This window comes from Microlunatus speluncae (genome assembly GCF_009299835.1).
GTDB lineage: Bacteria > Actinomycetota > Actinomycetes > Propionibacteriales > Propionibacteriaceae > Microlunatus > Microlunatus speluncae.
Genome location: NZ_VKCZ01000019.1, coordinates 667,316 through 685,028 on the forward strand (window position 1 = coordinate 667,316; position 17,713 = coordinate 685,028).

Consider the following 17,713-nt stretch of genomic DNA (forward strand, 5'->3'; position numbering starts at 1 on the left):
GCGGCGCCGGCGGCGTCAGTGGCAGCCGTGCGTGCTCGGCGGGGCTGCGGCGAGCCGCGACCACTGGGCCGCCGGCCGGCCGACCCGTTCACCGCCCTGGCCCCAGCCGGTCAGGGTCCCGTCGTGGTCGGTCCGCCAGAACGCGCCGGTCGGGCCCTGGGGCCAGCCGTCGGGGGAGTCCTCCCAGACCTCCTGCCGGCCGTAGACGGTCAGGTCGATCAACTGCAGCGATGACGACATCACTTCCACGCCCCGGTCGGTGGTGTCCCAGGTCAGGAACACCCGGTCCCCGCGCCGGAGGTAGCAGGCGAGGTGTCCGCTGCCGCCGGACGACAGGGCCGGATCGTCGATCCCTGCGTTCGAGTACCAGGCGTAGGGATGGCCCATGAACTCGCGCAGTCGAGCCAGTTCCTCGTAGGGCCCGTCGCCGAACACGGCGAAGGAGATGCCGCGGGTGTTGAGATAGGTGGCGTCCTGGAGCCCCCAGGTGAACAGCGTGCAGCCCTCGCACTGCCGGTCGATCGGCTCGCCGGGATAGAACATGTGCTGATAGACCATCAACTGGTCCCGCCCCTCGAAGATGTCGATCAATGGCGTCGGGCCGTCGGCCCCGTCGAGGGAGATCGGCGCGACCTCCGTCATCGGCAGTCGTCGCCGTGCGGCCGCGATCGCGTCGCCTTCCCGGGTGTGGGCCTTCTCCCGGTCCAAGAGTTCGGCGCGCTGCCGGAGCCAGGTGTCTCGGTCGACGATCGGAGGAGCGGCGGTGTCGGTGTCAGTGATCATGATGACCATCCCTTGAAGTAGTAGACCATTTGGTCTATCGACCATATAGACCGATTGGTCTAGGCGTCAAGGGGGTGCTGATCGCCGAGATCGAAGGTATTGCCAGAAGTAGATCGAGTGGTCTACTCTCCGACGTAGACCGAATGGTCTATTAGTGGAGGAAGGGAGCAGTCATGTATCAGTACGTCGGCATCGAGGAGCCGCGGGAGCGGTACGCCGAGCTGGTTCGGTCGCGCGAGCGGGAGCGGCTGGGACGGCAGGCACGGAGTGACCCGGAGCGCGTACGCGGGCGGCTGGCCCGGCTGCTGCGGCGCCTCACGATCCGTCGCCGCGATGGACGTCGCACGGTCGTGGGTCGGCTGGTGTCGTCCGGCCCGGCATAGAATGATTGGTCTACTGGCGTCCGAAGAGGAGAAGATCCATGGTGCGTGACCCGGCGGCCGGCCCCCGCGAGCGGCTGCTGAAAGCCGCTCAGGAGCTGTTCTACACGCAGGGTGCCTCGGTCGGGATCGGCGCGGTCCTCCAGGAGGCGAACGTCGCCCGCCGATCGCTCTACGAGCACTTCGGCGGCAAGGACGGACTGGTGACGGAGGTCCTCCGCCGGGCATCCGAGGAGGATCTGGCGTGGTACGAGTCGGCGCTGGCCGGCGCGACCGAGCCACGCGAGCGGCTGCTCGGCCTGTTCGGCCACCTGGATGAGCTGGTGTCGGACGAGGGGTTTCGGGGCTGCCGCTATTTCGCCACCGACCTCGCGTTCGCCGAGCCCGATCATCCGGCCCACGCGGAGACCGAGATCTTTCGCCGGCGCCTGCACGACCTCCTCGTCCGAGAGCTCGAGGCGATGAACCACCCGCACCCCGAGCGGACGGCCGAACAGCTGCATCTGCTGATCGAGGGTGCGCTGGTCAGAGGGGCCGGCGGGGGCCGGCAGCATCCGGCCCTGGCGGCGCGGGATCTGGCGGCCATCGCGATCGACAGCCGCTGAGCCGATCAGGACGGTCGCTCACCGGCCTCGTCGTACAGGTAGCACTTGACGAGTCGGTTTCCGACCGGGAAGTCGGGCGGGTCGCTCATCCGGCATCGGTCCATCACCGAGGGGCAGCGGCTCGCGAACTTGCAGCCGGCCTGGTTGAACTCGCTGGCCTCGGTCGCGCCGAGGGTGATCTGTTGTGTCCAGGACGCCTTGTCCTCCGGTACGGGCTCCGGGATCGACTCCTTGAGCAGTTGCGCGTACGGGTGCGCGGGATGATCTAGCACCTCCTCGACCGGACCCGATTCGACGACGAACCCGCGCAGCATGATCGCGATCCGGTCCGAGACGTAGTAGGCGGTCGCCAGGTCATGGGTGATGTAGATGACCGTGACGCCCTCCTCGTCGCGCAGCCGCTTGAAGACGTTGACGATCTCCATCCGCAACGACGCGTCGACCATCGAGACCGGCTCGTCCGCGACGATGACCTTCGGTTTCGGGATCAGCGCCCGGGCCACGGAGACCCGTTGCAGCTGCCCGCCGGACAACTCGTGCGGGTAGCGCTGCTGGACCTCGGCCAGGGTCAGCCCGACCGTCCGCAGCGCGGCGTCGACCGGCTCGGCGGCCTCCCGGCGGGTCTTCGCGATCTTGAAATTCAGCGCGGTGTCGAACAGATACTCCTGGACGTGACGCAGCGGGTTGAAGGTCTCGAACGGGTTCTGGAAGACGGGCTGGACCTCCTGCATGAAGGCGGCGTGACCCTTGGCCCTGATCACCTCGGCGACCGGCGTCCCCTGGAATCTCACCTCACCCTGCGACGGGGCCTGATCTCCCAACAGGACCCGGGCCAGGGTCGTCTTGCCGCTGCCGCTCTCGCCCGCCAGGGTGAAGATCTCGGGCCGGTCGGCGGCCAGCCGCAACGACACGTCGTTGACGGCGACGAGCCGGCTGCCGGCCAGCAGCGACCCGATCCGAAACGTGACCACCGCATGGTCCAGCTCGAACAGCGGCGCCGCCGGCTCGGTGGCCGTCACTGCAGTTCCTCCGCCCGGTTCAGGTCGGTGGCGCTGCTGCTGGTGATCGACCGGTCTGACGACGGCACCGGGATACCCTCCTCTTTCGCGACGGCGTGACAGGCCACCCGGTGCCGGTTCGCCAGTTGGAGCATCTCGGGCACCACCGTCCGACAGACATCCATGGCGGCGGGGCAGCGGGGGTGGAAGCGACAGCCGGCGGGTGGGTCGGACAGGTTCGGTGGGCTGCCCGGCAGCGACGCCCGCGCGCCCCGTTCGCCGATCTTCGGCAGCGACGCGATCAGATGCTTCGTGTACGGATGGCGCGGCGCCTGGAAGATCGTCTCGGTCACCCCCTCCTCCATGATCCGCCCGGCGTACATGATCATCACCCGGTCGGCGACGTTGGCATGGACCGCCATGTCGTGGGTCACCAGCAGGACCGTGTTGCGGCTGTCGGCCTGGATCTGCTTGAGCAGTTGCAGCACGCCGCGCTGCACCACCACGTCGAGCGCGGTCGTCGGCTCGTCGGCGATGATCAGGTTCGGGTGGAAGATCGTCGCCAGGGCGATCGCCACCCGTTGTCGCATGCCTCCCGAGAGCTGGTGCGGGAACGACCGAAGGACCTCCGACGGCAGCCCGAGCCGCGCCACGTGATCACTGATCTCCTGCCGGAACTCCTTGCGGTTGCTGATGCCCCGGTGGGTGGCGACGATGTCGGCGAAGGTGTGCAGGATCCGGCGGACCGGATTGAGCACGCTCATCGAGCCCTGCATGACGTACGAGATCCGCTTCCACCGCATCGTCTTGCGCAGCTCGTCGGTCGTCATCGTCGCCAGGTCGCGATCGATTCCCTCGGCCGTGAACCGCACGTCCCCGTCGACCACGCGGAGCGGGTTCTTGACGTTGCCGGAGATGACCTTGATCAGCGTGGTCTTCCCACAGCTCGATTCGCCCGCGAGACCGTAGATCTCGTTGGGATACAGGTCGAACGAGACTCCGTCGACCGCCCGCACCGTCCGGGAGACACCGTAGGCCTCGGTCTGGTAATACGCCTTGAGGTCCGTCACTCTCAACAGAGGTTCCATGTCAGGCTCCGATCAGGCGAAGGCGGGTGCGGGGATCGATGTACTCGTTGACGCTCGACATCAACAGGTACAGGCCGACGAACAGCACCATCGCCACCAGCACCGGGGCGCCGATCCACCACCAGACCCCGGCGACCAGCGCCTGGTGCTGGTTGGCCCAGTACAGGGAGGTGCCGAGGCTGGGCCGGCTCAGATCGGACAGCCCCAGCACACTCAGCGTGACCTCCATCCCCATCGACCACAGCATGTTGTTGATCGAGGTCGCGAACACGATGGGCAGGACGAAGGGCAGGTGCTCGGCGATCATGATCCGCCACGACGGCGCCCCGCTGTAGGACGCCGTCCGGGTGAACGCGCGTTCCTTCAGGCTCAGCACCTGGGACCTGATCAGCCGGGCGTCCCAGGGCCAGCCGAACAGGCCGAGCAGCACCGCCAGGAGATAGATGTTGAGCTGGCCCTTGAACAGGAAGCCCAGCAAGATCAGGATCGGCAGCAGCGGCATCACCACGAACGAGTCGTTGATCGACATCAGCACCCGGTCGAGCCAGCCGCCCCGGTAGCCGGCGGCCAGGCCCACCGTGATCGCGATCACCCGGCTGATCAGCGCGGTCATCAGCCCGAGCAGCAGCGAGTTCCGGACCGCGAAGGTCATCCACCAGAACAGGTCCTGCCCGCGCGACGTCGTGCCGAACGGGTGCTCCAGCGACGGGCTGGAGTCCATGGCGACCACGAAGGTCTTGTCGGGTGAGTACGGCGAGACGAACGACACCAGCACCATCAGCAGAATCAGGCCGATCATCGCAAAGGCGAATCGGAACCGGACGTCGTACTTCAGCAGATCCCGGACGATTTTGATCATGGCCGCCTCACTGGTGCCGGACGCGCGGATCGAGCAGCGGATAGAGGAGATCGATCACGAAGACGGCGGTCGCGACCCCGATGATCGAATAGAGGGTGATGCCCATCATCAGCGAATAGTCGTTGCGGAACACCGCCTGCAGGCTGAGCAGTCCGACGCCCGGGTAGCCGAAGACCACTTCCATGATCAGGGCGCCGGAGAAGACCGTGCCGAGATCCATCCCCAGCCCGGTGATCTGCGGCAGCATCGCGTTCCGCGCGATGTAGTGCGGCAGCACCCGCTTCGGCGCGATGCCGGCCGTCTCGGCGTAGACGACGTAGTCCTCGGAGATCACGTTGCTGGTCAGCGCCTTCATGCCGACGAACCAGCCGCCGAAGCCGACCAGGATCAGGGTCAGCGCGGGCAGTGCCGCGTGCCACAGGTAGTCGCCGATGAAGGCCGGCGTGAACCCCGGCCGGGCGCCCACGCTGTAGGCACCGCTGAACGGGAAGAGCGGCAGGATGTAGGCGAAGATGACGAGCAGAAGGATCGCGATGACGTAGTACGGGATCGGCCGGACCGCCTGGCTCGCGACGTCGACCACGCCGAGCAGCCGCTTCCGCGGGTAGTAGCTCGCCAGCACGCCGAACAGGTTTCCCAGCACCCAGGACAGCAGCGTGGCGGCGAGGACGATGGACAACGTCCACGGCATCGCCCGTCCGACCAGCTCGCTGACCGGGGTCGGGAAGCTCGACAGCGACGGTCCGAGATCACCCCGGAGCAGCCTGCCCCAGAACGCGAAATACTGCTGGAGCGGGCTTCCGGACAGGCCGTACATCTCGGTCAGCGAATCCCGCAGATGCTGGATGGCCTCCGGATCGATCGACGAGCCACTGCTGGTGATCAAGCCGATCTGCGACTCCACCGGACTGGTCGGCGAGAGTCGCGGAATGATGAAGGCCACGGTCACGCCGATGAAGATCACGACGAAGAACTGCACGATGCGGGGAATCAGATACCGGAGAAGGAATGTCCGCACTCGCCCCTCCTTTGGGGTTGGTGCTCCCGGGCCGGCCGACAGCGGCACCGGGAGCGGAGGTTGGGTCGACGATCAGCTCTTCGGTTTGATCCGGGTGAACATGTATTTCGTGTTGCCCCAGTTGGGCACGGGATTCGTGTAAGGGTCGGCCTTGGTGGGATAGCCGGTGAAGTACGTCGTGTCACAGACGGTGAACACGTTGTAGCTCATCATCGGGGTGACCGGCATCTCGGCCGCCGCGAGCTTGATGAACTCCTGGCCCAGCTCGATCCCCTTGGGATCGTCGAAGTCCAGGCTCTGGATCTCGGTGATGATGCGATCCAGTTCGGGATGCTTCCAGCGCATCGTGTTCGAGCCGGTCGCACGCTTCCCGGACGGGACATAGAACCTCGAATGCCACGAGTTCAGGAAATAGAACAGGTCGGGATGGCCGCCCCAGGTCTCGATCGTCCAGCCGACCGCGGCCGAGTAGTCGCCCGGGCCGACCAGGTCGCCGGCATTGTCCCGGGCGTCGTGGCTCGCGTCGATGCCGAACTCGTTCCAGGACTCCACGACCATGCTCGCGGCGCGGTTCATCGTCGGATTGCTCTCGGCGGCGCTCAACAACGCGATCTTGAACGGCGAACCGTCGGGCAGGGCCCATTTGTCGCCCGACTTCTTCATCCCGGCCGCCAGCATCAGTTGCTCGGCGGCCGCCAGATCGTGCTTCCACCAGCCGCGACCGAGCGAGGTCTTGATCTGTGCCGGGTCGGTCGGGACAAGGTCGCCGAGGGATTTGCGCGCCTCCTCCGCGGCGCGATTGGACGCCTCGGGATCGAACGGCTTGTACGGGCTGCCGCCGACGTCGATGGTGAACTCGTTCAGCCACGATTCCAGCGGGTCGAAGTAGTACTGGGGATACAGGCCCGTCGGCGGGACGTGGATCGCCGACAGCGTGGCCGCGCCGCGATAGGAGGCGAGGGACACGCGGACGATGTCGATCGCCAGGGTGAGCGCCCACCGCACTTCCTTGCGATCAAGGCCCGGCTTCTCGTTGTTGTAGATCACCATCGGCAGGGTGGGGTCCGGATGGGCCCACGGGAAGCTGGGGAACCAGCCGACCGACGACTTGCTCTCCTTGGCGAGCTTGATCATTCCCTCGGGCGCGAGGTCGTGGATCACGTCGAGGTTGTGCTGGGTCTGGGCGATCACCCGCTTGTCGCTGGGGCCGGGTGCGGTGTACATGGCGTACTTCGGGCCGGGTTCGCCGATCAGCCCCATCGACGTCTTCTGCCAGTCCTCCCGCTTCTCCCACAGGTACCAGTTGCCGTTGGGATCGAAGTCCTTGATCTTGTACGCGCTCAGGCTGACCGGCGGATTGAACTTGAAGGCCAGCGGGTCGGACTGCTTTTCGAAGATGTGCTTGGGCATCATCCAGCACGCGGCCCAGCGGACCGTGAAGTAGGCATGGAAACGCGAGTTCGGTTGCTTGAGATTGAAGACCACCGTGTATTTGTCGGGCATCTCCATGCTGGCGACATTGCCCCGGAACTGTCCTGTGTAGGACCAGCCGTCATTGTTCATGTGCAGATCGACCGTGTAGTGGAGATCCTCGGCGGTGAATTCGACCCCGTCGCTCCACATCAGGCCCTCGCGCAGTTTGACGGTCATCTGGGTGAATTCACTGTTGTAGACCGGCTTGTCCGCGGCACAGGCGTTGTCCCAGACGCCGTTCACCCCGGCGTCCGGATCGATGTACCACAGGGCGTCCAGGGCGATCTGCTGGAGCCCGGTCGAGGCCCCTGTGAATCCGGGCCGCCACCGGTTGAAGTCGTCCGGCGTGGTGATCCGGCCGGTCGGGTTCTCCAGGATCAGACAGTCCTTGCGCTGCACTCCCGGAGCGACTTCCTTCGTGCCGTCGGGCGGTGGGGCCTCCTCCCCGGGTGTCTGGCCGGGCCCCTGATTGGGAGCGCCGCGGTCGAGGTTGCAGGCGGCGAGTCCGGTGGTGGCGGCCGTGGCGGCCGCGGCCGCCAGGAAGCCGCGACGGGTGATCGGATGCATCATCGTTGGTCCTCCGATTCGGATGAGTTGGTGCGACCGGTCACGAACCGGACCGTGACAAAGGAATGGGCCGGGATCGTGACCGTGAGGGTGTGCTGGGACAGGCTGACGCCGTCGTACGGGGCGGGCGCGACGGCCTCGGGCGCGTCACGGGTGTTGTGGGCCTGCGGGGTGTCGGCGTGCAGGATCCGGGCGGAGACATCGGACGGGGCTCCTCCGCGCAGGTCGTACGCCACGGTGTGTTCGGCGTCGGGGTCGAGGTTGGTCAGCGAGATCAGCGCGTGCCCGCCCTTGGTCGTCGCCGTCGTCGTGATCAGCGGCACCGTGCGGTCGTCGTGCTGAGCCGTCGGGGTGGCATCGAGCAGGTGGACATCGAGCCGAGCGGCATCGTGATGATCTTTGTTCATCTCGAAGACGTGATAGGTCGGCGTCTTGATCAACACGTCATCGGCGGTCAGCAGCATCGCCTGCAGGACGTTCACGGTCTGCGCGATGTTGGCCATGATCAACCGCTCGGCGTTGCGGTGGAACGCGTCGAAGTGCAGGCCGGCTATCAGAGCGTCCCGGAGGGCGTTCTGCTGGTAGAGGAAGCGGGGATTGGTGCCCGGTTCGACCGCCCACCAGGTGCCCCATTCGTCCAGCACGAGGCCGATCCGGCCCTCCGGATCGTAGACGTCCATGACGTTGCTGTGCCGTTCGATCATGGTCTCGACCCGCCAAGCGTTGGCCAACGACTCGAGATACTCGTCGCCGCTGAAGTCGATGGCACTGCCGTGCTTGCGGTTCGTCAGACCGGTGTAGAAGTGGAACGAGACGGCGTCGAAGTAGTGCTTCGGATTGCAACCGCAGCCGTAGTCGCCCATGGTCTGCATCAACGACTGGGTCCACGCGTAGTCGTCGCTGCGCGCACCGGAGGCGATCTTGTACAGCACGTTGCCGTCGTGGTTGCGGCAGTAGGTGGAGTATTGGCGGGCGAGATCGGCGAAGTAGTCGCCGCGCATGTTGCCGCCGCAGCCCCAGGTCTCGTTGCCGATGCCCCAGAACTTGACCCGCCACGGGTCCGGCTGCCCGTTCGCGCGGCGCAGGCTCGACATCGGCGCCTCGCCGCCGCGGGTCAGGTATTCGACCCATTCGGCCATCTCGCGCACGGTGCCCGAGCCGACGTTGCCGCTGATGTAAGGCTCGGTGTCGAGCTGCGCGCACAGGTCCATGAACTCGTGCGTGCCGAAGCTGTTGTCCTCGACCACGTCGCCCCAGTGGGTGTTCACCATCGACGGCCGGTCCGCGCGCGGCCCGATCCCGTCGCGCCAGTGGTACTCGTCGGCGAAACAGCCGCCGGGCCAGCGCAGATTCGGGATCGCGATGCCCCGCAGCGCCTCGACGATGTCGGTCCGGATGCCCCGGACGTTCGGGATGGGGGAGTCCTCCCCGACCCAGATGCCGCCGTAGATGCAGGCTCCGAGGTGCTCGGCGAAGTGGCCGTACAGGTGCCGGCTGACGACGGGTCCGGCCACGTCGAGATTGATCACGGCGCGTAACGGGGACACAGATTCTCCTCAGGGGTGGACGTGACGGACAGAAATGGCCCTGGATCGGGCTTCGCTTATAGTCGAGTCGTGACAGCGATGGCGGACGTTGCTCGTCGGGCGGGCGTTTCGACGATGACCGTTTCGCACGTGATCAACGGGCATCGGAACGTGCGGGACGAGACGAAGGCTCGAGTGCTGGCCGCAATCGCCGAACTCGACTACCAGCCGAACCTGGCCGCCCGGGCGCTCCGACGTGGCCGGGTGGGTGCGATCGGGCTCGCCGTCGGCCACATCGAGCACGCCTACAACGCCAACCTCGCCCGCACCGTGACCGCCCAGGCTTCGGCTCTCGGCTACCACGTCGCGATCGAGGCGACGGGCGGCCATCTGGACGGCGAGGTGGCCACCTGGCAGCGGTCGCCCGTGTTCTACGACGGCTTGTTGATCAACGCCAGCCAGCTCGAGCGACTGCCGGATGGAGTGCGCGCCGACTTCCCGGTGGTGTTTCTCGGCGAGAGCATGTCCGACCCCGCTGTTGATCACGTGGCGATGGCGAACGTCGACGGAATTCGCCTGGCCACCCAACACCTGCTCGACCGGGGTTGCCGACGGATCGCGATGGCGGGCGGAAGCATGACGACCCTGCGCATGGTCACCCTGCGCACCGAAGGTTATGTCAGCGCCCTGACCTGCGCCGGGCTGCCGATCGACCCGGCGCTCATCGTCCGGACCGCCGACGCCCCGCCGCACACGATGGGGGCGGCCACGGTGGCCACCTTGGTCGCGGCCGGCACCCCCTTCGACGGAGTCGTCTGCACGACCGACAGCGTTGCGCACGGTGTGCTTCGGGGACTGGCCGACGCCGGTCTCGACTGCCCGCGGGACGTGCGGGTGATCGGCTTCGACAACCTCTCCGACTCCAACTACTCCGTGCCCAGCCTGACCTCGATCGACCCCCACGACGACGACCTCGTGGCCGCGGCGCTCGGCATGCTGATCGAGCGCATGGACGGCTTCGCCGGCCCCGGCAGGAGCATCACCGGGGCATGCTCGCTCATCGAGCGAGAGTCCACAGTCTGACTCCGTCGTCTGCCCCGTCATTGGCGCCCGACTTCCTTCTTTGTATCGATACACAGAAAGCGGTTGCACCGACTCTAAAGGACGCGTCGCCCGAGTGGAAGGGACCGCGTCCGACTTCTCCCGGGCCTCCGGGCTTCGGACCCGGAGTCCGGGGTGGTTTCTACGGTTGTGCTCGGGTTCGGCCGGACTTACCGACCGGCATTAATCGATCTTCATGGTGTTCGTACGCCCGTTGTGCGGACCGGCCCTGCATTGTTCGGACATGGGGGAGAGGCCTTCGCCGGCTGTCGAAACAAATTTGACGAAGCGCCTGTTCGCGCGCCGAATGTCGACTACACTCGCCAGCACTTGGGCACCGATCACGGTTGGGACTACCTGCGACCAAGACCGGTGCTCGAGAATTCGCCTCTTCCACGACGGGGGCGGAAATCGGCGATTTCGCACCACGAGCTGATCACTGGCCGATGCCAGCAGTTTGGCAAGGCGCTCGACCCGGATTCTCTTTGTCGAGCGCCTTGCGTGGCCGGCGCCCCACCTCTCCTGCAGATCGGTCGGTCGCTTTCGTCGTCTTTGTTCGGACAATAAGTCACAGGGCCCACTTTGGTAACGCCGCAAGGGCCCGGATCGTCGCGTTATCTGAGAGCGCTCAGCTTCGCCGGGTCGCAGCCGGGCGGTCTGCCGGGTCCTTGAATCGGGCGGCCAGAATCCCTGTAATGAAACAGAACTGGACTCTGATCAGGCCGGGAGGGCGAGCCGTGGCCGATCCTTGTTGATCATGATCCAAGGGTGCGACGGGCGGTTCCTGAGAAGAATTTATAACGAATTGATAACGGCCGCGAGACTGGCTTGCTGCCCCGAGTGGGTACCGATACGTTCATCCGGGAAGGCCCACCAGTTGAGTTCAAAGCCTGGGGGGGCCACGGAAAACCGGGGGCCTTCGAAATCACTGTCTTGGGGGAAATGGCGGAGTCCTCGCAATGCTGCGACGTGCTCCCGTCCTGAGACAGCCGTTAAGGGATTTCCATCGTGGGGAATTCCTGTATCAGGTAGGGAGAAACATGTCGCGAAAGTGGCGCGTTAGCACGCGTCTGGCTGCAGCTGCCGTGGCTGCCGGATCGGTGTTGTCCTTTTGGGCCATCACTCCGGCGTCCGCACTGCCGACTGATCGGGCGGAGGCGGAGGGTCGTTTCCTGAGCGCTTCCGGTGCACTCGATCTCGATGACATCGCCGCACTCAAGCCGGTTTACCGCGGTGACTCGAGCAACAACGACCCGGCCGTCGAAAAGAACAACCTCCAGGCCGAACTGCTGGACTCCATCGACCTCGATGTCATCGGCCCTGATGGCGAAGGCTCGTTGGGTAGTGGTGGTGATCTGCTCGGCGCCGGCGTGGTCGGGCAGTACGCGAAGGCGGAGAAGGACGGCGTGCCGTTCGCCTCTTCCGGCGCGATCAACGACGACGGCGCGATCGAGCTGGCCGGCGACGATGATGAGGGCAAGGCCGAGGACAACGCGTTCATCGACCTGACCGATTTCCTGGTCGACAACGACTTGGACGACCTGGTGGCCCAGGCCCGGCTCGAGGTGGGCGCTCTCTCCGCGACCGCCACGTACGACGAGAACGGCGACCCGGTCGGCGACTACCAGGTCGGTGACGTGAAGCTGGTCCTGGACGTCACGCTGCTCGACGAGCTCGACCTCGGTGATCTGCTCGACGACCTCGGTCTGTCCGACGAGGACGGCGACGGCGTGCTCAACCTGGCGGCGGCAGAAGAGGGCGATGATCGCGACCTCGGCGAACTGCTGACCGGCGACGACGGCGCGGTGTCGATCGATCTCAACGAGGGCGAGATCATCGTCGACCTCGAGGAGTTGATCAAGTCCAAGGGTGGCGACTACGCCAAGGGTCTGAACGAGCTGCCGGCGAACACCGAGCTCATCGATGGTGATCTGCTGGAGGCCGCCCTGCAGGGCGCCGGCAACACGGTCGAGAAGCTGCTCAACGAACTGCTGGGCGAGGATCTGCTGGATCTGGATCTGCTCGGGAGTGATTCGGGTCTGCTCGACGACCTGATCGGCAAGGACGGTGTGATCGATCTGGGTGACGACCTGTTCGACTCCATCTCCGAGAACGTCCTGTCGGTCAAGGCCAACGTGCAGGAGAACCCGGGCGAGTTCACCGATCCGCGGGCGACCGGGGAGTCGGAGGACGAGGGTGAGGGCATCCTGTCCGCTGCCGCCACCACCGAGGGCTCCTTCACGCAGCGCGCGCTGAAGATCACCGTGCTCCCGGACGAGAGCGGTGACGACGAGGACGCGCTCGCCGTCGTCAATCTGGCCTCGGCCACGGTCCGCCAGGCCGATGACAACTCGTCGGTCGACGACGATGCTGCTGCTGACGATGACGCTGCTGCCGATGATGACGCTGCTGCCGATGATGACGCTGCTGCCGATGATGACGCTGCTGCTGATGATGACGCTGCTGCCGATGATGACGCTGCTGCCGATGATGACGCTGCTGCTGACGATGACGCTGCTGCCGATGATGACGCTGCTGCCGATGATGACGCTGCTGCTGACGATGACGCTGCTGCCGATGATGACGCTGCTGCTGACGATGACGCTGCTGCCGATGATGACGCCGCTGCTGATGACGATGCTGCTGCCGACTACGCGGCCGCTGCTGATGGTGGCGATGGTGAGCTGCCGAACACCGGCTCCAACCTGCCTGTCGGCCTGCTGGCCGGGGCCGGGGCCCTGGTGCTCGCCGGTGGTACGACCGCTGTGGTCGGCCGCCTCCGGCGCAACGGCGGATCAGCCCTCTGAGCTCGATCTGGGCATGATCATCATCACTAGCTGATCAACGGATTCGGCTCCTCGTACCTTGGGTGCGAGGGGCCGAATCTCTTTGTCAGAACTGATCGCCCGGTGGCGCGCAGCCCCTCAGACGAGCCGGCTGGGCAGACCGTGGCGGGCGAGCACGTCCTCGAGGGCGAAGATCGCCATGCCCGCGGTCACCGGGTTTCGGCCGACTTCGAGCGGCTGGATGCTCACGACGTCGAGCGAGGCCTCCAGGGCCTGAGCCGGCACAAGCTCAGTGAGGCGCGGCATGATCCAGGTCTGCAACGCGCTGAACATCCAGCCACACAACAGGATCCGGTCCGGGTTGAGCAGGTTGACCACGTCGCCCAGACCGTACGCCAGCGAAGCGCAGGTGCGGTCGAGCAGCGCCATCATCGTCGGGTCGTCCGCCTCGAGGCCGGCGGCGACGGCCGCGATGAACGCGTCCTGGTGCAGCGCGACGGCGGGGTGGTCGGGGGCGAGCTCGGCCAGGGTCGCCTGCATTCCCGGCACACCGACGTAGGCCTCGACGCAGCCGCGGCGGCCGCAGCGGCAGGGGCGCCCGTCCTGGACGAGAGTGGTGTGGCCCCACTCGCCGGCGTTGTTGCAGGTGCCGCGGACCAGCCGTCCGTTGATCGCGATCCCGGCCCCGACCCCGGTGCCGAGGTTGACCACCACCATCGTGTCGGTGGAGGGGCCGTTGTCCAGCCACAGCGCGGCCACCGTGACCGCCTTGAGCGGGTTGTCGAGGTGGACCCCGACGCTCAACCCGAGCTCCGGCTCGAGCTGGTCGCGCAGGTTGACCTGGTGCCAGTCCCAGTTCGGGGCGAACACAGAGACGCCGGTGCTGGGCATGACCTGCCCGGGCACCGAGATGCCGATGCCGGCCACCGCGTCGGGGTGGACGCCGGCCCGGGCGAGCGCTCCGTGCACCGCGGCCACCACGCCGGCGATCACCGTGCGCGGCTGGTTGTCGGTGTCGTCGAGCGGCTCGCTGTGCTCGGCCAGGTGTTCCAGCGAAAGGGAGTAGATCGCCGCGGTGGCGTACGTCTCGGCGATGTCGACCCCGACCAGCCGCAACGGTTCGTCGCTGATCGCCAGCTTCGACGACGGACGCCCGACCGAGGCACCCTTGCCGACCACGTGGACCAGGCCGGCGTCCAGCAACTCCGCGACGACGTTGGCCACGGTGGCGGTGCTGAGCGTGGTCGCCACCGCGAGATCCTGCCGCGTGGCCGTGCCGGAGGACAGCAGTTGGCGCAGCACGGCGAACCTGCTCTCGCTGCGGATGTCACTCGCTGATCGCGTTCCCACGTCGCTCGGGCCTCCTCTCCTCTTCGCCCTCCCTGTTCGCCGGCGCGGCTCCGACCGGAACCGATCAGTCGGCCGGCAGCTGGACGACGACGTCGCGCAGTCCGGGGGCCCGCAGCGTTACGGTGGCACCGGCTCCGCGCACGTACGCGATCAGCATGCCGTCCAGGGTCGACCGGTGCGCAGCGGGGTAGGGCGTGGTGTCGGAGAGGTCACCGTTGTCCAGCCCCAGCAGGTCGCCGCCGTCGAGGTCCGCGGTGATCATCACCTCACCCCGCGCGGGGCGTCCGTGCCGATCGAGGATCCGGCACACGAGCTGGTGCACCCGCGCGCGACCGCCGGCGATGCGGTCGAGCTCGGCCCGCCGGAGCTCGGGAGCGGTCCAGACCTCGGCCGCCAGCGCGACCGGCTCCGTGCCCGGAGTCAGCTCGTCGCGCAGCGTCGTGTCGCCGACGAGCGCTTCGGCTGTGATGCCGTGGCTCCCGGGGGTGACGGTGCCGCGCCAGAAGCCGAGCTCGGCGTCGAAGACCATCTCGACCGGTTCCGACCCGCAGCTGACGCTCACCTTGTCGGCGTTGGTGAAGCAGGCCACCTCGTGCTCGCCATCGGTCACCCAGCGACGGCTGAAGTGCCAGTCGCCGTTCGATCCGACCTGGCGGACGGCGAGCCGGACCATCGGGTCGTCGGACCACCAGCTGCGCCGCAGGTGCCAGCGCTCCTTGGGAAATCCGGCGGTGGTCAGCAGGCCGGCCGTCGACCCGTGACTGGGCCAGCCGCGGGTTTCGCCGAGGAAGTCGATCCCGGTCCACAGGAACTGGCCGGCGACGAACTCCTGGTCGACGACGTGACGCCAGGCCTCGTAGCTGTGCGAGTTCTCGCTGCCGAGGAAGGGGAGAGCGGGGAATCGGCGGTGATCATCGGCGTAGCGGTGCTCCTTGTAGTTGTAGCCGATCAGGTCGAGGTGATCGAACAGGCCGGTCGTGCTCGACAGCTCCGGGAACGCCGCGGCGAACGTCACCGGACGGCTGGGATCGTGCGCCCTGACGACGGCGGCGAGCTCCTTGGCGATCATGGTCAAGCGCCGGATGTCGGGTCGATGCGGGTCGTAGGCCCGTTCGGCGGCCGGCTTGTTGGCGTCGTTGTTTCCGGTCATCTCCAGGAACTTCGGGCTGGCGTACGGGTCGTTGGGGTAGTCGATCTCGTTGCCGATGCTCCAGGCGATCACCGAGGGGTGGTGCCGGTGCGCTTCGACCATCGCCGCCAGGTCGCGGACGTGCCATTCGGGGAAGTCGTGGGCGTAGCCCTCGTGCTTCGGCGGATAGACGTTGTGGCCCTGCCACCACTTGTTCTTGGGATTCTCCCACTCGTCGAAGGCCTCGTCGATGACGTAGAGACCGAGCAGGTCGCACAGGTCGTACAACTCCGGGGCGTGCGGGTTGTGTGCCATCCGGACGGCGTTGCAGCCGCCCTCCTTGAGCATCAGCAGGCGGCGCAGCCACACCTCGGCCGGCACCGCGGTCCCCAACGGACCGGCGTCCTCGTGCAGGCAGACCCCCCGCAGGACCCGACGTTCGCCGTTGATCAAGAAGCCGGTGTCCGGGTCGAAGGCGATGGTTCGCAGGCCGGTCACCTGCTCGTGCCGGCTCGGCTCATCGTCGTCAACCTTGATCATCGTGACGAGTCGGTAGAGGTGGGGATGATCATCCGACCAGAGGTGCGGCTCCGAGACTCGGAGCAGCGTCGAAAGTTCGACCATGCCGCGCGCCGGTACGTCGAGCGTCTGTTCGTTCCCTGAGCTTGTCGAAGGGGGAGGCCCGATCTGGTTTGGCACTTCGACAAGCTCAGTGCGCGGAGGACCAATCGGCTCGAGCCGATGATCAACGATCACCCGACGCACCTCGTCGGTGTGGTTTTGCAGCTGCTGCACGACTTCGACCTCGGCCAGGTCCGGCCCCGCGGAGCGGGTGGTGATCATGGACCCGTGGCGGGCGATCGAGACCGCATCGTGGGTCTCGATCTCGACCCGGCGGGTGAGGCCGGAACCGTTGTACCAGCGGGAATCCGCCAGGTCGCGGTGATCAACCCGGATGCTGATCACCAGGTCGTCGCCGGGGGCGTAGCCGACGATCTCGGTCAGCTCGAACGCGAATTCGGCATGCCCGGACGGACGGCCTCCCAGGTGGTATCCGTTCACCCACACCTGCGCGTTCTTGTAGACGCCGTGAAACACCAGGCGGACGGCGGCGGCATCGCGCAGTCCCAGGGCACCGATCGAGCAATGGGTCCGATACCAGCCGACACCGCCGGGCAGGTAGCCCGTGCCGCTCGACCAGGTCTGGTCGAACGGGTGCTCGACGGCCCAGTCGTGCGGCACCGTGACGGGCCGGAAACCGGCCTCGTCGGCGTTCATCCGCCAGGCGTCGGGCTGGTCTGCGAGCAGAAAGGACCAGTCCTCGATCAGGGTGCTGCGCATGCTTTCGCCTTCCAGGGGTGGGTTGTGCGGGCGGAGGAGTCTCAGGCCTCGAAGCCGTACTTCTTGAAGACGTTGACGAGGACGACGGCGTTGACGAAGGCGATCGCCGAGAATCCGAGGGCCAACCAGACGATGCCCCACACGAACACCTGCGGATAGAAGACGCCGACGACGAACGGGAGGCCCGTCACGAGCAGGACCGTGAACGCCGCCACGGGATGCCGGGCCGACATCCGCCGGGCGTTGTTGATCACCCGGCCGGTCGAGTCGGCGAACGTGGCCTGGTAGGGGAACAGGAACAGCACGGTGCCGACGAGCCGGTAGGCCAGCAACAGCAGCACGGCGAAGAGGGCGATCCGCACCAGGGCCGGCACGTCCGCCTGCTCGAGGACCACGAACCAGGCGGCCATCACCGCCAGCAGGCCCAGCGATGCCAGGCCGAGCAGCGTCCCCTGCCGGAAGTTGCTGCGGAACGCGGCGAGATAGGTCGTCGCGACCGAGTCGTAGCGGTCGGTCACCAGGCTGATCGCGGTGGCGTTGAGGGCGGTGAGTGACGCCCCCAACGTGACCAGCGGCAAAGACGTCGCGACGAACAACAGGTTCAGCACCATGAGGTCCGCGAACTTCGACAGGAACCGCATGGCGGGCGAATTCTCTTTGAAGATCGTGATCATGGTTCTCTCGCTCCGCCGGTGGGGATGGGTGATCT

General features: G+C 66.7%; 14 protein-coding genes. 4 read left to right on the forward strand and 10 right to left on the reverse strand.

Annotated features, from left to right (window positions below):
* Positions 1-15 precede the first annotated feature (15 nt).
* Entirely contained in the window at positions 16-783 is a 768-nt protein-coding gene (locus tag FNH24_RS25305) for a DUF899 family protein (RefSeq protein WP_152364982.1), read from the reverse strand.
* 173 nt (positions 784-956) lie between these two features.
* Here FNH24_RS25305 and FNH24_RS25310 point away from each other — a divergent pair, with 173 nt between their 5' ends.
* Positions 957-1,166: a hypothetical protein gene (locus FNH24_RS25310; RefSeq protein WP_152364983.1), complete on the forward strand. Its 210-nt coding sequence runs from the start codon at positions 957-959 to the stop codon at positions 1,164-1,166.
* A gap of 38 nt (positions 1,167-1,204) precedes the next feature.
* The gene (locus tag FNH24_RS25315) at positions 1,205-1,768 is read left to right on the forward strand and encodes a TetR/AcrR family transcriptional regulator (protein ID WP_152364984.1); all 564 of its coding nucleotides are present in this window, start codon (positions 1,205-1,207) and stop codon (positions 1,766-1,768) included.
* Positions 1,769-1,773: 5 nt separating this feature from the next.
* Here the strand turns inward: FNH24_RS25315 and FNH24_RS25320 are convergent, their stop codons facing one another.
* The 6 genes from FNH24_RS25320 to FNH24_RS25345 all read right to left on the reverse strand — a co-directional run bounded on the left by FNH24_RS25320 (position 1,774) and on the right by FNH24_RS25345 (position 9,318).
* Complete coding sequence (locus FNH24_RS25320; RefSeq protein WP_217428501.1) at positions 1,774-2,787, reverse strand: ABC transporter ATP-binding protein; 1,014 nt, start codon at positions 2,785-2,787, stop codon at positions 1,774-1,776.
* Positions 2,784-3,854, reverse strand: coding sequence for an ABC transporter ATP-binding protein (locus FNH24_RS25325; protein ID WP_152364985.1), 1,071 nt, complete (start codon positions 3,852-3,854; stop codon positions 2,784-2,786). Before FNH24_RS25325 ends, FNH24_RS25320 begins: the two co-directional genes overlap by 4 nt.
* 1 nt (position 3,855) lies before the next feature.
* Positions 3,856-4,713, reverse strand: a complete 858-nt coding sequence (locus FNH24_RS25330; RefSeq protein ID WP_152364986.1) for an ABC transporter permease — start codon at positions 4,711-4,713, stop codon at positions 3,856-3,858.
* Positions 4,714-4,720: 7 nt separating this feature from the next.
* Positions 4,721-5,731, reverse strand: a complete 1,011-nt coding sequence (locus FNH24_RS25335) for an ABC transporter permease (RefSeq protein ID WP_152364987.1) — start codon at positions 5,729-5,731, stop codon at positions 4,721-4,723.
* Between the two features lie 72 nt (positions 5,732-5,803).
* On the reverse strand, positions 5,804-7,774 hold the full coding sequence (locus tag FNH24_RS25340) for an ABC transporter substrate-binding protein (protein WP_152364988.1): 1,971 nt from the start codon (positions 7,772-7,774) through the stop codon (positions 5,804-5,806).
* The gene (locus FNH24_RS25345) at positions 7,771-9,318 is read right to left on the reverse strand and encodes an alpha-N-arabinofuranosidase (protein ID WP_152364989.1); all 1,548 of its coding nucleotides are present in this window, start codon (positions 9,316-9,318) and stop codon (positions 7,771-7,773) included. The genes FNH24_RS25340 and FNH24_RS25345 overlap by 4 nt, the downstream gene beginning before the upstream one ends.
* Before the next feature lie 78 nt (positions 9,319-9,396).
* Here FNH24_RS25345 and FNH24_RS25350 point away from each other — a divergent pair, with 78 nt between their 5' ends.
* Positions 9,397-10,380, forward strand: a complete 984-nt coding sequence (locus FNH24_RS25350; protein WP_152365083.1) for a LacI family DNA-binding transcriptional regulator — start codon at positions 9,397-9,399, stop codon at positions 10,378-10,380.
* A 1,121-nt stretch (positions 10,381-11,501) separates the two neighbouring features.
* Entirely contained in the window at positions 11,502-13,205 is a 1,704-nt protein-coding gene (locus FNH24_RS25355; RefSeq protein ID WP_161606310.1) for a choice-of-anchor G family protein, read from the forward strand.
* A gap of 117 nt (positions 13,206-13,322) precedes the next feature.
* Here FNH24_RS25355 and FNH24_RS25360 read toward each other — a convergent pair whose 3' ends face one another.
* From FNH24_RS25360 to FNH24_RS25370, 3 genes are all read right to left on the reverse strand, one after another.
* Positions 13,323-14,534 carry an ROK family transcriptional regulator gene (locus FNH24_RS25360; RefSeq protein ID WP_152364991.1) on the reverse strand — a complete coding sequence of 404 codons (1,212 nt, stop codon included), beginning with the start codon at positions 14,532-14,534 and terminating at the stop codon, positions 13,323-13,325.
* 64 nt (positions 14,535-14,598) lie between these two features.
* Positions 14,599-17,004 carry a glycoside hydrolase family 2 TIM barrel-domain containing protein gene (locus FNH24_RS25365; protein WP_152364992.1) on the reverse strand — a complete coding sequence of 802 codons (2,406 nt, stop codon included), beginning with the start codon at positions 17,002-17,004 and terminating at the stop codon, positions 14,599-14,601.
* 41 nt (positions 17,005-17,045) lie between these two features.
* Positions 17,046-17,678 (reverse strand): DUF624 domain-containing protein, encoded by a 633-nt coding sequence (locus FNH24_RS25370; protein ID WP_152364993.1) that lies wholly within the window; start codon positions 17,676-17,678, stop codon positions 17,046-17,048.
* Between the last annotated feature and the right edge of the window lie 35 nt (positions 17,679-17,713).